This window comes from Exiguobacterium sp. s56, assembly GCF_018618255.1.
GTDB lineage: Bacteria > Bacillota > Bacilli > Exiguobacteriales > Exiguobacteriaceae > Exiguobacterium > Exiguobacterium chiriqhucha.
On sequence record NZ_JACSLR010000001.1, the window covers coordinates 362,510 to 378,737 of the forward strand.

Genomic DNA, 16,228 nt, shown 5'->3' on the forward strand with positions numbered 1-16,228 from the left:
GTGGCACAAAAAACGAGAAAAACTCCGGTGAAGCGGAAGCGACCGACGACGAGACGTGCGAAAAAACAGCCCATCCCACTGCGTACATATGGCTGGATCGCCTTCGTCCTGTCGATTACGGCCTTCATCTTTTCCCTGTTCGATTTCGGATGGGTCGGCAATCAGACGTCACTTCTCGCGACGACGTTATTCGGGGGCTGGGGGGCATTGACGTATTTGGCAATCGCGTTCACGTTGCTCGTCTTCTTAAATGAGTTTCGCCCGATGCAACGGACCGGGATTCTATTGTTGTTCACGTCGTTTCTCATGTTCGGGGACTTGGTATGGGGGGCCGAACGAGGCGAGGTCAACGGGGCGCTCTATCGACTCAACCAATACTTGCTCTCTGACTTCGGGATCGTCTTTTTAGGCGCCCTCTGCATGATTGTCGGGATTTCCCTATTGTCGCCAACGATTTGGCGGACGATGGGTTCGCGGCTGCTTGAGACGGGCACGGCCATCAAACAAGAGTGGCACGACCGGGAACGGGTCAAACCGGCCCCTGTGAAGCGTCAGAAGGCTGTCCCGGCCCCGGCAAAGGTCGTGGAACCGACACCTGCCGAAGCGGAGCCTGAGGCGGATGCGGTGACGATGCACGATATCCCGATCGTCGGGTTCAGCGAGAAAGTCGTCGCCGAGAAACGTCCGAAAACGGAGGAGGCGGCCCCGTCGGAAGAAGTGACCGACCTGCCGACCGAGGATATGATGATGACGGCGTCACAGGATGTATCGGATACGTATGAGCTTCCGACGTTCACCATTCTCAGTGAACCGGTCGTGACCGATTTGTCCGGCGAGAACGCCCGCTTGAAAGCGAATGCGACAAAACTCGTCCAAACGCTCAAATCGTTCGGCGTCGGCGTGAAAGTATTGAAGATTCATCTCGGGCCCACCGTGACGAAATATGAACTGCAACCGGATATCGGGGTCAAAGTGAGCCGCATCACCTCGCTCAGTGACGATCTTGCCCTCGCGCTCGCGGCGAAAGATATCCGCATCGAGGCACCGATCCCGGGCAAAGCAGCCATCGGGATTGAAGTGCCGAACCAGGAAGTGGCCCCGGTCTGTCTCCGTGAAGTGCTCGAAGCTGATCCGGTCAAGCGGGAACAGTCGCCGCTCCTCGTCGCATTGGGCCGCAGCATCAGCGGTGAGACGGTGACGATCGCCTTGAACAAGATGCCGCATTTGCTCGTCGCCGGTTCGACTGGTTCGGGGAAATCGGTCTGCATCAACGGAATGATCGTGTCGCTCTTGATGCGGACGCGTCCTGATGAGGTCCGGCTCATGATGATTGACCCGAAAATGGTCGAGTTGAACGTCTATAACGGTGTCCCACACTTATTGACGCCGGTCGTGACGGATCCGAAGAAAGCGGCCCAAGCGCTCAAACAAGTCGTCGCCGAGATGGAGCGGCGCTATGAGCTGTTCAGCCGCTACGGAGTCCGGAACATCGAAGGCTATAACGAACTCGTCGATAAGTCGGATGACGAGGACGCGAAGCGTCTGCCGTTCATCGTCGTCATCGTCGATGAGCTCGCCGACTTGATGATGGTCGCCTCGAACGACGTCGAGGACGCGATTATGCGTCTCGCCCAGATGGCTCGGGCAGCCGGCATTCATATGGTACTTGCCACGCAGCGTCCATCGGTCGATGTCATCACCGGTGTCATCAAAGCGAACATCCCGTCACGGATCGCGTTCGCGGTCTCGTCGCAAACGGATTCCCGGACGATTCTTGACGGCGGCGGTGCGGAAAAGCTGCTCGGACGGGGTGACATGCTCATGCTCGCCAACGGGATGAACAAACCGATTCGTGTCCAAGGTGCGTTCGTCTCGGATCAAGAAGTCGAGACGGTCGTCAATCACGTCATCGCCCAACAACGGGCCCAGTATGTCGAGGCGATGATGCCGAAAGAAGAGGAAGTCACGACGATCGACTCGGACGATTCATTGTTTGAAGAAGTCGTTCAATTCATCTTGACGCAAGAGACGACTTCCACTTCGATGATTCAACGAAGATTCCGCATCGGTTATAATCGAGCCGCCCGATTGATCGATTCGCTCGAACAGGCTGGATATGTCGGGCCGTCAGAAGGCTCAAAGCCGCGGAAAGTGCTCATTAACCAACCAGAGGGTTAAACATTAAAACGAACGATTAGGTATAAAAAATCCTAATCGTTCGTTTTTTATATAATTTCAGATAATCCTGTTCAAACGTGATGATCGAGGTCGACGTCATGTTGAGACGAACTAATATAGCACATCTGACCTATTCGAGACATTAAGACATACTACTAAAATCGTTGAACCGCTTTCATTTTTTAATACCGTTTACATTTTACGTTTTCTTTTCAAACGGCTTCACAACAGGTATTATAGACTAAGAGGTATACATAATCCCTTCACTTTAAAATATTTCCCTGATTCCGAACAAAAAGTATTGCGTTCTAATTCTCGAATCCCTATACTTAGTATTGGCAAGGACATTCATACGTCAGATGTCTGAGCACTGGTTAGAATAGGTAAAGGTGGTGAGGCCCATGTCGATCAAGCTCGATCATCGCTTGCTCTATCTTCGCGTGATTGAGAAAATCAAGCAAGATATCGACGATGGTGTCTATCGTGAAGGAGAGAAACTTCCTTCAGAGTTCGAGTTGTCGAAGCAACTAGGAGTCAGTCGAGCGACACTCCGGGAAGCCCTTCGTATCCTCGAAGACGAGAAATTTGTCGTGCGGAAACATGGCGTCGGAACATTTATCAGTTCAAAACCCCCGTTCACTTCAGGGATTGAAGAACTGTTCAGTGTCACGGACATGATCATGCGCGCCAAGATGACACCAGGAACGAAAGTATTGGTGGCCGAAAAGGTTCTAGCGACCGAGAGAGAAGCTGAGCGTCTGAAAATCGAACCGAACTCGCCGATTTATCGGATCGTGCGGATTCGTTATGCAGACGAGACACCAGTTGTATACTGTGTCGATAAAATTCCGGCCCACCTCGTCTCGAATCCTAAAGCGTTGACGGAAGGTAAGTCGTTGTTTGATGCGCTCGAACAAGAGGTAGGACGTCGGGTCGCTTATGCGATCACGCACATCGAACCGAGTGTGAACGCGGAAATCTCGACGCAACTTCAAACGGACCAACCGTTACTGGCATTAAAGCAATTGCATTACGATGAGAGCGACTTACCGCTGCTCGATTCGGCGAACTTTTTCCGAGCGGACCGCTTCGACTTCCACGTCGTTCGCAAACGCGTCTAAGCACGTTCGTTTTATCCGGAAACGGTTATTTTTGGGGAACAGCGTGAAAGCGCTTTCTTATACCGGTGTAAAGACTACTGATGACATGACAACCTTAATTGTTATGATCCGAAAGGGGAAACACGACGATGAACAAGAAAAAAACGATTCTCTCAGCTTTAGCAGCAGGTCTCACACTCTCAACAGTGCTCGCAGCATGTGGCGGGGATGACAATGAAGGTGCTTCAAACGGCGAAGGCGGCGGCGAAGGCAGCGACTTCAAAGTAGCAATGGTAACCGATACTGGCGGTGTCGATGATAAATCGTTCAACCAATCAGCTTGGGAAGGTCTTACGAAGTTCGGGAAAGACAACAACTTGACTGAGAACGAAGGCTTCAAATATCTTCAATCTTCAAAACAAGCGGATTATCAGCCTAACTTGCAACAATTGGCACGCGATAATTTCAACTTGATTTACGGAATCGGCTTCTTGATGGGCGAAGACATCCAAAAAGTTGCTGAGCAGTTCCCAGACAACAACTTCGCAATCGTCGACATGGTCGTTGATGCACCGAACGTCGCATCGATCACGTTCAAAGAGCAAGAAGGTTCGTTCCTCGTCGGTGTTGTCGCTGGTCTCACTACGAAAACTGACAAAGTTGGATTCGTCGGTGGCGTTGAGTCTGACTTGATCAAGAAGTTCGAGAACGGTTATAAAGCTGGCGTCATGGCCGTTAACCCGGATGCAACAATTGACGTGAAGTACGCTGAAGACTTCAACTCAGCTGAAAAAGGTACAGCAATCGCTTCAGGTATGTACGGAGCAGGTTCTGATATCGTGTATCACGCAGCAGGCGGTACTGGGGTAGGGGTATTCACAGAAGCGAAAAACCGTAAGAAGAACGGCGAAGATGTATGGGTCATCGGTGTTGACCGTGACCAATACGAAGAGGGTCTTCCAGAAAACGTAACGCTTACTTCAATGGTCAAACGTGTTGACACGGCTACTTACGAAGTATCGAAACTTGCAATGGAAGATAAATTCCCTGCAGGCGAAATCGTTGAGTTCTCTTTGAAAGACGATGGAGTAGGGATTGCTGAAACATCTGATGAGAACGTTGCAGCTGACGTCCTCACAAAAGTTGAAGAGTACCGCACACAGTTGATCGACGGAGACATCACGGCTCCAGCGACTGACGCTGAGTTCGAAGAGTTCATGAAAACAGTAAAATAATTCATTGAGTTAGGGGGGACCCATGCGGTCTCCCTTTACTTAAAGTTAGGGGTGGACTTTCTTGGAATATGTAATTGAAATGCTCAATATTCGCAAAGAGTTCGGAACGTTCGTTGCCAACGACAATATCACCCTCCAATTGCGTAAAGGAGAGATTCATGCGTTGCTCGGCGAGAATGGTGCCGGAAAATCGACGCTCATGAACGTCCTGTTCGGTCTTTATCAGCCGGAAGGCGGGGAGATCCGCGTGCGTGGGGAGAAAGTGAACATTGAGAATCCGAACATCGCCAACGACCTTGGGATCGGTATGGTACACCAACACTTCATGCTCGTCGAGAAGTTCACGGTGACCGAGAACATCATCCTCGGCTCAGAGCCGAAGAGTGGATTGACGGTCGACCGGGCCACGGCGCGTAAAAAAGTTATGGAGATCTCGGAACAATACGGTCTCCGCATTGATCCGGACGCTAAAATCGAGGACATCTCGGTCGGGATGCAACAACGTGTCGAAATTTTGAAGACGCTCTATCGCGGCGCTGAAATCTTGATTTTTGACGAGCCAACCGCTGTATTGACGCCACAAGAGATTCAAGAACTCATTCAAATCATGAAGCGTTTGATCGAAGAAGGTAAATCGATCATCTTGATCACGCATAAACTGAAAGAGATCATGCAAGTGGCCGACCGCTGTACGGTTATCCGTCGCGGACGTTATATCGGCACCGTCGATATCGATGAGACGGTCAATGAAGACCGTTTGGCTGAAATGATGGTCGGGCGTGAAGTTAACTTTGATGCGGAATATTCCAAGGCAGATCCACAGCAAGTCGTCCTCGACGTGCAAAAACTCGTCGTCAAAGACAGTCGCGGGCTTGAAGCCGTCGACGGCTTGGATTTACAGATTCGTTCAGGAGAGATTCTTGGAATCGCCGGGATTGATGGAAACGGACAGACCGAGTTGATTGAAGCTATCTCAGGCTTGAAGAAACCGGAGTCTGGAAAAGTATTGTTGAATGGGAAAGACGTGACTGGGTTCACGCCACGTAAAGTGACGGAATCTGGCGTCGGTCATATCCCGCAAGACCGTCATAAACACGGACTCGTCCTCGACTATTCGATTCGGGACAACATGGTCCTCCAAACGTATTACAAAGAGCCGTTCTCGAAGCGTGGTTTGATGAACTATAAAGCTGTGGCTGAGAAAGCGAAGGCGTTGATTGAGAAGTTTGACGTCCGAACTCCATCGGTCGATGTGCCAGCCCGTGCCTTATCAGGTGGTAACCAGCAGAAAGCGATTATCGCCCGTGAAGTCGACCGGTCACCTGACTTGTTGATTGCGGCCCAACCGACGCGTGGACTTGACGTCGGTGCAATCGAGTTCATTCATGAACAGCTCATCAAAGAACGTGAGAAAGGACGCGCCGTCCTCTTAATCTCGTTCGAACTCGAAGAGATTTTACACGTCGCGGACCGAGTCGCCGTCTTATATGAAGGTAAGATTGTCGGGATTCGTGATCCGAAAGAAACGACCGAGCAAGAACTCGGCTTCTTGATGGCCGGCGGTAAGAGAGGAGAAGAAACAGTATGAATAAGTTAGGATTCAATCGACTGCTCATCCCGCTCTTGTCGATTTTGATGGGACTTCTCGTTGGGGCAATCGTCATGCTGATTGGCGGTTATGACCCGATTCAAGGGTTCTCGTCATTGTTCGAAGGTATGGTCGGAAGCCCATATGCAATCGGAGAAACACTTCGTGCCGCAGCGCCGCTCATCTTCTCAGGTTTAGCGGTCGCGTTCGCGTTCCGGACCGGTCTCTTCAACATCGGGGTCGAAGGTCAAGTGTTAATCGGTTGGGTGGCAGCCGTTTACGTCGGAATTAACTTTGATTTACCGATGTTCATCCACCTTCCGCTCGCGCTTCTCGCGGCTATGTTCGCGGCAGCGCTCTGGGCGTTCGTCCCTGGTTTTTTGAAAGCCAAGTTCCACGTTCATGAAGTTATCACATCGATCATGATGAACTATATCGCCTTGTACACGACGAACGCGATCTTGCGTAGCGTCATCGGCGTAACGAACGAACGGACCGAGTCAATCAACGAGTCGGCGTCGCTCGCGTCGCCATGGCTTCAAGAAATGACGCAGTTCTCACGCTTGCACTGGGGTGTCCTCATCGCTGTGCTCGCGGCGATCGTCTATTACTACATCTTGCAACGGACGACGCTCGGCTATGAGCTTCGGGCCGTCGGCTTCAACAAACACGCGTCGCAATACGCAGGGATGAGTGTCAATCGCAACATCATCCTATCGTTCGTCATCTCGGGTATGTTCGCTGGACTCGCTGGAGCGATGGAAGGTCTTGGTACGTTCAACGGGATGACGCTCAGTGCTTCGTTCACTGGAGTCGGATTCGATGGGATTGCCGTCGCTCTTCTCGGTGCGAACACGGCCATCGGTGTCGTCTTGGCAGCCATCTTGTTCGCCGGACTCAATATCGGTGGACTCGCGATGCAGCTCGGCGCCAACATTCCGTCCGAGCTCGTCAAAGTCATCATCGCCGCCATCGTCATCTTCGTGGCGTCTGGTTATGCGTTCAACTACGTGATTGACAAATTCAAAGGAAATCGTAAGAAAGGAGTGGAGAAAAAATGAGCTTCTTAGAAGTCCTCTATATCGTCGTTCCGGTCGCGTTGGCCTATGCGACTCCACTCATCATCGCGGCGCTCGGCGGCATTTTCAGTGAACGTTCGGGTGTCGTCAACATCGCCTTGGAAGGCATCATGGTCATCGGTGCCGCCACGGGAATCATCACGACGCTCACGTTGACGGAGATGGGGCTTGGTGGTCTCAGTCCTTGGATCTCGCTCTTGGTCGCCATGGTCGTCGGCGCACTCTTCTCACTTTTCTTGGCAGTGCCGGCCATCCTTTGGCGTGCTGACCAAACGGTGCTCGGGGTCGCGATCAACATGCTTGCGATCGGTCTCGCCATCTTCGTCGTCCGTGTCCTCTACAACAAAGGACAAACCGATTTCATCGAGTTTCGGATTGCGAAAGAGAACGTGCCGATTTTATCGGATATCCCGGTGCTTCGTATGTTCTTCATCAACGTCCAGTACACGTCGTTCATCGCCATCGCGCTCGCGTTCGTCGTCTGGTTCGTCATCTTCAAGACGCCGTTCGGCCTTCGTCTCCGTTCGGTCGGGGAACACCCGATGGCGGCTGACACGATGGGAATCAACGTCACGAAAATGCGCTTCATGGGCGTCATGCTCTCAGGTGCGTTCGGCGGTCTCGCCGGTGCGGTCTACGCCGTCACGGTCACGACGAACTTCAGTGGGACGACGATTGTCGGTCAAGGCTTCTTGGCCATCGCTGCCATGATCTTCGGGAAGTGGAACCCGCTCGGCGCGCTCGGAGCCGGTCTCTTCTTCGGTTTCGCCCAAGCGTTGTCGATCATCGGCAGTAACTTGCCGGTCATCAGCAACGTGCCGCAAGTGTTGCTCTTGATTGCACCGTATGCGCTTACGATTCTTGCCCTCGCGGGTGTCGTCGGACGTGCGGATGCACCGAAATCGGTCGGTATCCCATATATTAAAGGGAAACGCTAATCACCAAAAGGACAAATGTCCATTTCACCAAGGTTGTTTGACGCTTAAGTCAAACAACCTTTTTTGTTATACTGGTGTAGAGGTGAGACAATTGAAAAAATGGTGGCAACTGCTGATTGCCGTCGTGCTGAGCATCTCGCTCGCAGGCTGCTCAGTCGATGACTGGTTCGCTGAACAAATCGACCCGCCGGAGTCGCTCGTCGAACTCGAGGCCGACTTTCCGTCGGCGTCGGTCACGCAACAAGTAGCACGGCCGCTCGGCAAGACTGAGACGGTCACGCTCGACCGCGTCATCGACGGGGATACGCTCAAAGTCGAGTTTGAGAACGGGGCGACGGAATCGATTCGCCTCTTGCTCGTCGATACGCCAGAGACGAGTCATCCGACGTTGCCGGTACAACCGTTCGGAGAAGATGCAAAATCATTCGTCGAGCGTTGGCTACCAGAAGGGGATACGATCACACTGGAGTATGACGTCGGGCGCTACGATCGCTATCAACGGACACTCGCCTACGTCTGGTACGATGATGCGATGCTGAACGAGGAATTGTTACGTCGCGGTCTGGCGCGCGTCGCCTATGTATACGCGCCGAACACGCAACACATCGATGCGTTCCGGGACGTCGAACAGGCCGCGCGTCAGGAATTGCTCGGGATTTGGAGTCTCGAGGATTATGTGACCGGCAACGGGTTCGACTACGAGGCGACCGAGCCGGCCCAGCCGAAACGAGACACGGATGGATGTGACATTAAAGGGAATATCAATCGGGACGGAGAGAAGATTTATCACGTTCCGGGCGGGGCGAGCTATGAGCGCACGATCCCGGAAGAGATGTTCTGTACAGAGAAAGAGGCGCGGGAGGCCGGTTTCCGCAAAGCGACACGTTAAAAAAAGACATGTGCGCCGAGATGGCACACATGTCTCCCTTATTCGTACTTGAGTGCGTCGCCGTCGAATGATTCGTCTGCGACTTTGATTGAGTCGGTCGGGCAGCCCTCGAAGGCGTCCATCAAGTCCTCATACAACTCATCCGGGACTTCAATCGTACCCGTGTTGTCGTCCATCAAGTTGAACGCGAGGCCTTCGTCATCATAGTCGAAGATGTCTGGGGCAGCTGCTCCGCAGGCCCCACATGCGATACATGTATCTTTATCAACAATCGTAAATTTTGCCATTTGTAACCCTCCATACGTTTCGTCTCTCTGCATAGAAATGATTTTCTACTGACTATGAGTAATTGTAGTCTACATACCCAAATATTTCAATGAGGAAACGAATAACGTTTTGGAAGCATAATTTTAACAAGGAGGTGGAACGATGGTTCATTTAGCGGACGGGGTGTTATTACTATCCATCCAACGCTTGAAAGGTGAACGTAGCGAGCGCAGTTTGTTTCATGTGTTGAACGGGAAACGATCGGCGACGACGCTGCAAGATGCCTTTTTTTATGATTTGGAACCGATTTTTGGCTTGTTCCCCTACACGAAGTACGACTATGAGAAACTGCTCGCCTCGTTCGAGAAGCGAGGTTGGCTCAACCGCTCGAGTTTTACCTTGACCGAAGCCGGGTCCATGCTCGCTTCGCCCGAGGCCGTCAGCGACTTGTTCGACCGTCTCGGCGGCGAGTACCGGGACTATACGACGATGACATGGAAACGGCTCAGCCTGTTCGTGCAGACGTTCATGTCGCTCGAGCATGAGCGGACGTTTTATCCGGTCCAGGCCGATCGTCTGGCCGAACGTTGGGTCAAACAAATCGTGCGGACCGAACGCGAATGGCGACCGTTGATTCAAAGTTTCCATCACGAGCTCGAGACGGCGCTTGAAGACATCGGCGACCCTTATGCGACCGCCGTCGTTTATAGGTTCACGGGAGCGTTCGAGACCGGGTATACGTATGAACAAATCGCGGCCCTCCTCGACGTCGATGCACGGACGGCCCGGCTCTACTTCTTGGCCGGGTGGAATGCGCTCCTCTGGAAATTGCCGCGAGATGCGAAACTGTTAGGATTCGCCCACGGCTTATCGAGTGAACGGATGACCTTATCGGCGCGAGGGTCGTATGAACAGTTCTTGGCTGGTCGATCGTTCCAACAAGTCCAGTCACAGCGGCGGTTGCGCACTAGTACGATTGAAGACCACGTCGTCGAGATGGCGATGTATTTAGACGAATTTCCGCTCGATCAATTTGTTCCGCTCGAGCAAATCAAGCAAGTCGAGCAACTGCGTGACGAATCGAGCTGGGCGCTCAAACCGATTTTTGAACAAATCGACGGGATCAGTTATTATCAAATCCGATTGGTGTTCGCACGATTGAAACGAGGTGAGACATTTGTTTGAGAAGACGTTGAAGCGGGTGTTCGGTTATGACAGTTTCCGTCCGGGACAGCGCGAGGTGATCGATGCGGTCGCCGATGGACAAGACGTGCTCGCCATCATGCCGACCGGGGCCGGGAAGTCATTGACGTTCCAACTCCCGTCCTATATCAAGAACGACGGCTTGACGATTATCGTCTCGCCGCTCTTGTCACTGATCGAGGACCAGATGCTCCATATCCGCGAGCGCGGCGAACGTGGGGTTGCCCGATTGACGTCGATGGAGACGCTCGAAGAGAAGCAAGAGATTTTAAACCATTTGAAACGGTACCGCTTCTTGTATTTATCGCCGGAGCAACTTGCCGTGCCCCATGTGACACGGGCGCTGGCGCGCACAAAGATTCAAATGCTCGTCGTTGACGAGGCGCACTGTATCTCGCAGTGGGGCCATGAGTTCCGCCCGGAGTATGCGCGCCTAGGTGAACTGCGCAAGCAGCTCGGCAGTCCGCAGTGCATGGCTGTCACGGCGACCGCACCGGAGACGGTGAAACGAGATATTGTCGAGAAACTGGCGCTCTTCTCGCCGGCGCAGTTCGTCCACTCGGCGAACCGTCCCGAGATTCGCCTCATCGTGGAACGTCTCGGGTCAGAAGATAAGATGCGCCGTCTGAGCGAACTCGTCCACGACGTGCCGAAACCGGCCGTCATCTATACAGCGACACGGCGTGAGGCCGAAGCGCTCGCCCTCCATCTCGATGACGCCTTGTTTTATCACGGTGGCATGTCGACCGAGGACCGGCGCCTTGTACAGTCACAATTTTTACGTGACGAAGTCGCCATCATGGTTTGTACGAGTGCGTTCGGGATGGGTGTCAATAAAGATAACGTCCGTTCCGTCATTCATTATCAAATCCCGGCCACGCTCGAGGCGTACATGCAAGAGATTGGTCGGGCTGGGCGTGACGGCGAGCCGGCTTTCGCGGTCTTGCTATACGCCGAAGGGGATGAGCGGATTCAACAGTTTTTGATCGACCAGCAATATCCGAAAGACAAAGATATCCGTCTCGCCTATTTTGAACGAGACAATGGCACGAGCCTGGCCCAGTTGCCACGTTTATTGCGCTTGAACGAGGAAGATCCGGTTTGGGGACTGTTGAATCAGATGCTTGCCGAGCGGACGCTTGCCGAGGCGGTGGATTGGGTAAAAGATAGAAAGCGGGCCCGGTATCGTCAACTCGGACAGATGATGGACTATGCCCTCATCAAGACGTGTCGGCGCGATTATTTGTTAAATTATTTCTCGGAGCAACCGGTCAAGCAAAGCGATTGTTGTGACATCTGCGGCGAAATCGTGTTCCCGCCGTCGGAGCAACTTGTGTCTAAAAATGTGACAGATTGGAAACATCGGTTGGCTCGTATCTTTTCCTTTGATTGATATCATAGTAAAATGATAAAAAAGGTAAAGGAGGGCACACGTTGCGACATCGGAACCAAGCGGACTCACTTCGTGAAAAAGTGGTGGACACGTTGCCATCTCGCGCTGAACGGCAAGAGCATGAGCGAAAAGAGAAATTGAACGACAACTGGCTGAAGCGACCGCTCGCCATGATGCTGACACTGACGATGTTTGCCATTATTCTTGTATTTTTATATATAGGTCGTCACGACATCTTTTTCTAAACAATACGACGAGAACGTCGTATTTTTTTTATGATTTCATGCCCGAGGTTGTGAATATGCACAATCTCACCAATTTCTCACAAGATTTGCACAATAAAACAGGTAAAGCCGTACAGATGGGTCTATACTGAAAGAGAAGAACTAGTAGGAAAGGAGGGGCTGCTGTGCCGAAGTACTCCATCAAGACGGTCGCGTCACTCACCGGAGTCAACCCGACCACGATTCGGGCGTGGGAACGACGCTATCAATTCATCGTTCCGAGCCGGACAGATTCGGGTCATCGATTGTATTCCGACCAAGACGTCGAGAAGATAAAATGGGTCGTTGAAAAACAACGGGAAGGATTGACCGTGTCCCAAGCGATTCAACAGCTACATGAAGCCCCGAAGCCGAAGCCTGCCCGCCTTTATGACGAGGAGCTCATGGACGGGTTGCTCGAGGCGTTACTTTCATTTGATGAACGTAAGGCGCACGATTTGATTAATCGTGCCTTTAATACGTTTAGTTTTGAAAAGGTTACGACAGATATCATCGGTCCGTTATTGATGGAAATCGGGACGCGTTGGGAGAATGGGACGATTACGATTGCGCATGAACATTTTGCGACGGCCTTTTTGCGTGCCCGCCTGTCGACGTTGTCGCTTCAAATGCCGATGAATCCCTTTTTGCCGCGCATCATTTGCGTCTGTGCCCCGGGCGAGATGCATGAGATCGGGCTCTTGTTCGTGACGCTTTACTTACGCCAATACGGTTATGACGTGATTTTCCTCGGTGCGGGATTCCCGAAAGAGGATTTGAACGAGGCGTTGCACGATATCGATGCCAAGTGTCTGATTTTCTCATGTACGTTGACAGAACATCTCGATGGCCTGAAAGACGCGATGCAGTTCATCCAAGCCGACCACCCGAACCTCGTCATCGGGGCCGGTGGTTACGCGGTCAGCCTTCAAGCGTCCGAATTCGGATCGGCCTTCCTCGGGGACACGCCCGAGGCGTGGACCGAGTGGTTGTCAACTATTTGACAGCTCGAACAAACGGGAGTAGCTTATAAAGTAGGATTGATTATTCTTTGGAGGTTTTCGTTTGAGATTTGAAAAGCAAACAAAAGAACATTTAAGGGTATATTTGACCGCGAGCGACCTATCCACTCGAGGCATCGCCATCGATACCATCGTGGGGGAGAGCGGTCAAGACCTGTGGCGGGAATTGCTTGAGACGGCGGAAGCGGAATTTGGCTTCATGCCGCAAGGGACCGTCGACTTGAACGTGACGATGTTTCCCCGTGACGGGCTCGTCATCGACGTCCAGAAAGTCGATGCGCCCGTAGCGGAATCGGATCAAGAGCAAGTCGAGATTCGGCTCACCATCGACGTGATTCATCATTTGATTTATCAATTTGACGATATCGAGGACGTCATCAACGCCTCGATTCGCTTGTTCCCACATATGCGAGACACCGAGCAAGGCGGAGCGTTCTATCATTACGAGGGACGATATTATCTGCACTTTGTCGAGGTGCTCAAACCAGACGTGGAAGAACGACTGGCCGCCATCTTGTCGGAGTACGGTCGGACGACGACCGTCAGTCCGTACGTCATGATGGAGTACGGGAAGACGATTCAAACTGAACAGGCCGTGAAACAGCTGTACGATACGTTCGCGTAAGTACGGCTTTTTACCGTTCTGTTTCTATTGTTTTCGGCCGACACATGGTATGATAAAACTTGAATTTTGGAGTAGCTAGCTGAAGGAGAGATTTGATGAAAGTCGCGGTATTATATGGTGGTGTATCAGGTGAGCGGGAAGTGTCGCTCACGAGTGGTAAAGGAATGATTGAAGCGCTCGAAGAACGGGGTCACGACGTCGTGGCGATTGATTTTCACCCGGACCGGGCCAATGAACTGTTGACGCTTCAAGCCGACGTCGTCGTCAGCGCCTTGCATGGCAAATACGGTGAAGACGGACGCGTGCAGTCGCTCTTGGAGATGGCGGGCTTGCCGTACACGGGGTCTGGTGTGTTGGCGTCCGCGCTCGCGATGGACAAAGCCCGTGCGAAAATCATCTTCGCCGCTGCCGGCATCCGAATCGCCCGTGACGTCCTCATCGAGACAGGGGACGATATCGACGCGAAAATCGTCGAGTGGGGCGGTGAATTCCCATGTGTCGTCAAACCGGCCCAAGAAGGGTCTTCGAACGGATTGACAATCGCGATGGACGAAACGATGCTCCGTGAAGGAATCGACAAAGCGTTCGCCTGCGATACGGCCGTCTTGGTCGAACAATATATTAAAGGCCGTGAATTGACGGTACCTGTACTCGGAAACCATGGCGCCGAAGCCGCGCTCCCGGTCATCGAGATTATCCCGAAAAACGAGTTTTATGACTATGAGTCGAAGTATTCAGAGGGTGGATCGATTCACGTCTGTCCGGCCGAGTTGCCGGCTTCGTTGACCGAAGAAGTTCAGGCGGCCGCGATTCAAGCGCACCGTGCCCTCGGCTGCAGCGGATATTCCCGCTCAGACTTCCTCGTGTCAGAAGACGGGCTCGCCTATATTTTAGAGACGAACACACTGCCTGGCATGACGCCGCTCAGCTTGTTCCCGGACAGCGCCCGCGCCGTCGGCATCTCGTACGGTGAACTGTTAGAGCGATTCATCGCACTCGCACTTGAAAAGTAAGAAGGGGCACCCCCTTCTTTTTTCGTTTTAGAAAACGCTTTCATTATTTTTGTAAAAGCCTTTCAAATTGGGCGCGTATCAGATATACTTTTAAACGAATACGAGGTTGATTCTTGGGGGAGAATCGACAATTTAGGGGAGGAAACCTTCATGATTACGGATCAAGAAAAAGGTCATCAAAAACGAAAAAACATCCTTGAATCGACACAAGAAGTGATACACGAGGCGCTCGATAAACTCGGGTATCCAGAAGAGATGTACGAGCTCTTGAAAGAGCCGCTTCGGATGTTGACCGTCCGCATCCCGGTACGGATGGATGATGGATCGACCAAGATTTTCACAGGATATCGTGCGCAACATAACGATGCCGTCGGACCGACGAAAGGTGGAATCCGATTCCATCCGAGCGTGACCGAGGTCGAAGTGAAGGCGTTGTCGGTCTGGATGAGCTTGAAAGCCGGCATCGTCGACCTTCCATATGGCGGCGGTAAAGGTGGAATCGTTTGTGATCCGCGTGAGATGAGTTTCCGTGAAATTGAGCGGTTGAGCCGTGGTTACGTTCGGGCCATCAGTCAAATCGTCGGACCGACGAAAGACATCCCGGCACCGGATGTGTTCACGAACTCGCAAATCATGGCATGGATGATGGACGAGTATAGCCGGATCGATGAATTCAACTCACCAGGATTCATCACCGGGAAGCCGCTCGTGCTCGGTGGCTCGCACGGTCGCGAGACGGCGACGGCAAAAGGTGTCGCCATCATGATTCGAGAAGCGGCGCTTCGTCGCGGGATCGAGTTAAAAGGCGCCCGCGTCGTCGTCCAAGGGTTCGGCAACGCTGGTAGCTTCTTGTCGAAGTTCATGCATGACGCCGGAGCGAAAGTCATCGCCGTCAGCGATGCGTACGGAGCCATCCATGACGAGAACGGTCTCGACATCCCGTACCTGCTCGACCGTCGTGACTCGTTCGGGACGATCTCGACCTTGTTCAAGAACACGATCTCGAACAAAGAGATGCTCGAACTCGACTGCGACATTTTGGTCCCGGCCGCGATCGAGAACCAAATCACCGAGGACAATGCCGACAACATCAAAGCGTCCATCGTCGTCGAGGCCGCGAACGGACCGACAACGAACGAAGCGACCCGCATCTTGACGGAACGTGGCATCCTGCTTGTCCCAGACGTGCTCGCTTCGAGCGGTGGAGTGACGGTCTCATACTTCGAATGGGTTCAAAACAATCAAGGTTACTATTGGACGGAAGAGGAAGTGGAAGAAAAGCTTGAGAAAGTGCTCGTCCACTCGTTCAATACGGTATACAATACCTCGTCGGCCCGTAAGGTCGACATGCGTCTCGCCGCCTATATGGTCGGTGTGCGCAAGATGGCAGAAGCGTCGCGCTTCCGCGGTTGGGTATAACAAAAGAGAGGGAAGA

15 protein-coding genes are annotated in these 16,228 nt (G+C 52.5%); 14 read left to right on the forward strand and 1 reads right to left on the reverse strand.

All coding sequences use genetic code 11. The features are described 5' to 3' along the window. The 7 genes from KNP71_RS01875 to KNP71_RS01905 all read left to right on the forward strand — a co-directional run bounded on the left by KNP71_RS01875 (position 1) and on the right by KNP71_RS01905 (position 9,007). Positions 1–2,178 (forward strand): DNA translocase FtsK, encoded by a 2,178-nt coding sequence (locus KNP71_RS01875; protein WP_214755817.1) that lies wholly within the window; start codon positions 1–3, stop codon positions 2,176–2,178. Positions 2,179–2,579: 401 nt separating this feature from the next. Beyond that, positions 2,580–3,299, forward strand: coding sequence for a GntR family transcriptional regulator (locus tag KNP71_RS01880; protein ID WP_021067171.1), 720 nt, complete (start codon positions 2,580–2,582; stop codon positions 3,297–3,299). A gap of 128 nt (positions 3,300–3,427) precedes the next feature. Beyond that, a complete protein-coding gene (locus KNP71_RS01885) occupies positions 3,428–4,513 on the forward strand; it encodes a BMP family lipoprotein (protein WP_214755819.1) in 1,086 nt (361 codons plus the stop codon). A gap of 61 nt (positions 4,514–4,574) precedes the next feature. Continuing rightward, a complete protein-coding gene (locus KNP71_RS01890) occupies positions 4,575–6,101 on the forward strand; it encodes an ABC transporter ATP-binding protein (protein ID WP_021067173.1) in 1,527 nt (508 codons plus the stop codon). After that, positions 6,098–7,162: an ABC transporter permease gene (locus KNP71_RS01895; RefSeq protein WP_021067174.1), complete on the forward strand. Its 1,065-nt coding sequence runs from the start codon at positions 6,098–6,100 to the stop codon at positions 7,160–7,162. Before KNP71_RS01890 ends, KNP71_RS01895 begins: the two co-directional genes overlap by 4 nt. After that, a complete protein-coding gene (locus KNP71_RS01900; protein ID WP_021067175.1) occupies positions 7,159–8,118 on the forward strand; it encodes an ABC transporter permease in 960 nt (319 codons plus the stop codon). Before KNP71_RS01895 ends, KNP71_RS01900 begins: the two co-directional genes overlap by 4 nt. Positions 8,119–8,200: 82 nt before the next feature. After that, on the forward strand, positions 8,201–9,007 hold the full coding sequence (locus tag KNP71_RS01905) for a thermonuclease family protein (RefSeq protein WP_029595676.1): 807 nt from the start codon (positions 8,201–8,203) through the stop codon (positions 9,005–9,007). Positions 9,008–9,045: 38 nt separating this feature from the next. On the opposite strand, the gene KNP71_RS01910 is transcribed toward KNP71_RS01905, so the two are convergent. Next, positions 9,046–9,294 (reverse strand): ferredoxin, encoded by a 249-nt coding sequence (locus KNP71_RS01910; protein ID WP_021067177.1) that lies wholly within the window; start codon positions 9,292–9,294, stop codon positions 9,046–9,048. 142 nt (positions 9,295–9,436) lie between these two features. On the opposite strand from KNP71_RS01910, the gene KNP71_RS01915 reads away from it, so the two are divergent. From KNP71_RS01915 to KNP71_RS01945, 7 genes are all read left to right on the forward strand, one after another. After that, positions 9,437–10,459: a YpbB family protein gene (locus KNP71_RS01915; RefSeq protein WP_021067178.1), complete on the forward strand. Its 1,023-nt coding sequence runs from the start codon at positions 9,437–9,439 to the stop codon at positions 10,457–10,459. After that, positions 10,443–11,870, forward strand: a complete 1,428-nt coding sequence (locus KNP71_RS01920) for a RecQ family ATP-dependent DNA helicase (RefSeq protein ID WP_029595674.1) — start codon at positions 10,443–10,445, stop codon at positions 11,868–11,870. Before KNP71_RS01915 ends, KNP71_RS01920 begins: the two co-directional genes overlap by 17 nt. Before the next feature lie 41 nt (positions 11,871–11,911). After that, positions 11,912–12,115: a hypothetical protein gene (locus KNP71_RS01925; RefSeq protein WP_021067180.1), complete on the forward strand. Its 204-nt coding sequence runs from the start codon at positions 11,912–11,914 to the stop codon at positions 12,113–12,115. Between the two features lie 164 nt (positions 12,116–12,279). Next, a complete protein-coding gene (locus tag KNP71_RS15980; RefSeq protein ID WP_021067181.1) occupies positions 12,280–13,137 on the forward strand; it encodes a MerR family transcriptional regulator in 858 nt (285 codons plus the stop codon). Positions 13,138–13,198: 61 nt separating this feature from the next. Further along, on the forward strand, positions 13,199–13,780 hold the full coding sequence (locus KNP71_RS01935; RefSeq protein ID WP_021067182.1) for an adaptor protein MecA: 582 nt from the start codon (positions 13,199–13,201) through the stop codon (positions 13,778–13,780). A 95-nt stretch (positions 13,781–13,875) separates the two neighbouring features. After that, entirely contained in the window at positions 13,876–14,793 is a 918-nt protein-coding gene (locus tag KNP71_RS01940; RefSeq protein ID WP_021067183.1) for a D-alanine--D-alanine ligase, read from the forward strand. 150 nt (positions 14,794–14,943) lie between these two features. Beyond that, positions 14,944–16,212 carry a Glu/Leu/Phe/Val family dehydrogenase gene (locus tag KNP71_RS01945; protein ID WP_021067184.1) on the forward strand — a complete coding sequence of 423 codons (1,269 nt, stop codon included), beginning with the start codon at positions 14,944–14,946 and terminating at the stop codon, positions 16,210–16,212. Positions 16,213–16,228 lie beyond the last annotated feature (16 nt).

Coding starts and splice junctions, on each gene's coding strand:
- KNP71_RS01900 (WP_021067175.1), top strand. CDS start 7,159: ATGAGCTTCTTAGAAGTCCTCTATATCGTCGTTCCGGTCGCGTTGGCC.
- KNP71_RS01880 (WP_021067171.1), top strand. CDS start 2,580: ATGTCGATCAAGCTCGATCATCGCTTGCTCTATCTTCGCGTGATTGAG.
- KNP71_RS01940 (WP_021067183.1), top strand. CDS start 13,876: ATGAAAGTCGCGGTATTATATGGTGGTGTATCAGGTGAGCGGGAAGTG.
- KNP71_RS01895 (WP_021067174.1), top strand. CDS start 6,098: ATGAATAAGTTAGGATTCAATCGACTGCTCATCCCGCTCTTGTCGATT.
- KNP71_RS01910 (WP_021067177.1), bottom strand. CDS start 9,294: ATGGCAAAATTTACGATTGTTGATAAAGATACATGTATCGCATGTGGG.
- KNP71_RS01915 (WP_021067178.1), top strand. CDS start 9,437: ATGGTTCATTTAGCGGACGGGGTGTTATTACTATCCATCCAACGCTTG.
- KNP71_RS01885 (WP_214755819.1), top strand. CDS start 3,428: ATGAACAAGAAAAAAACGATTCTCTCAGCTTTAGCAGCAGGTCTCACA.
- KNP71_RS01945 (WP_021067184.1), top strand. CDS start 14,944: ATGATTACGGATCAAGAAAAAGGTCATCAAAAACGAAAAAACATCCTT.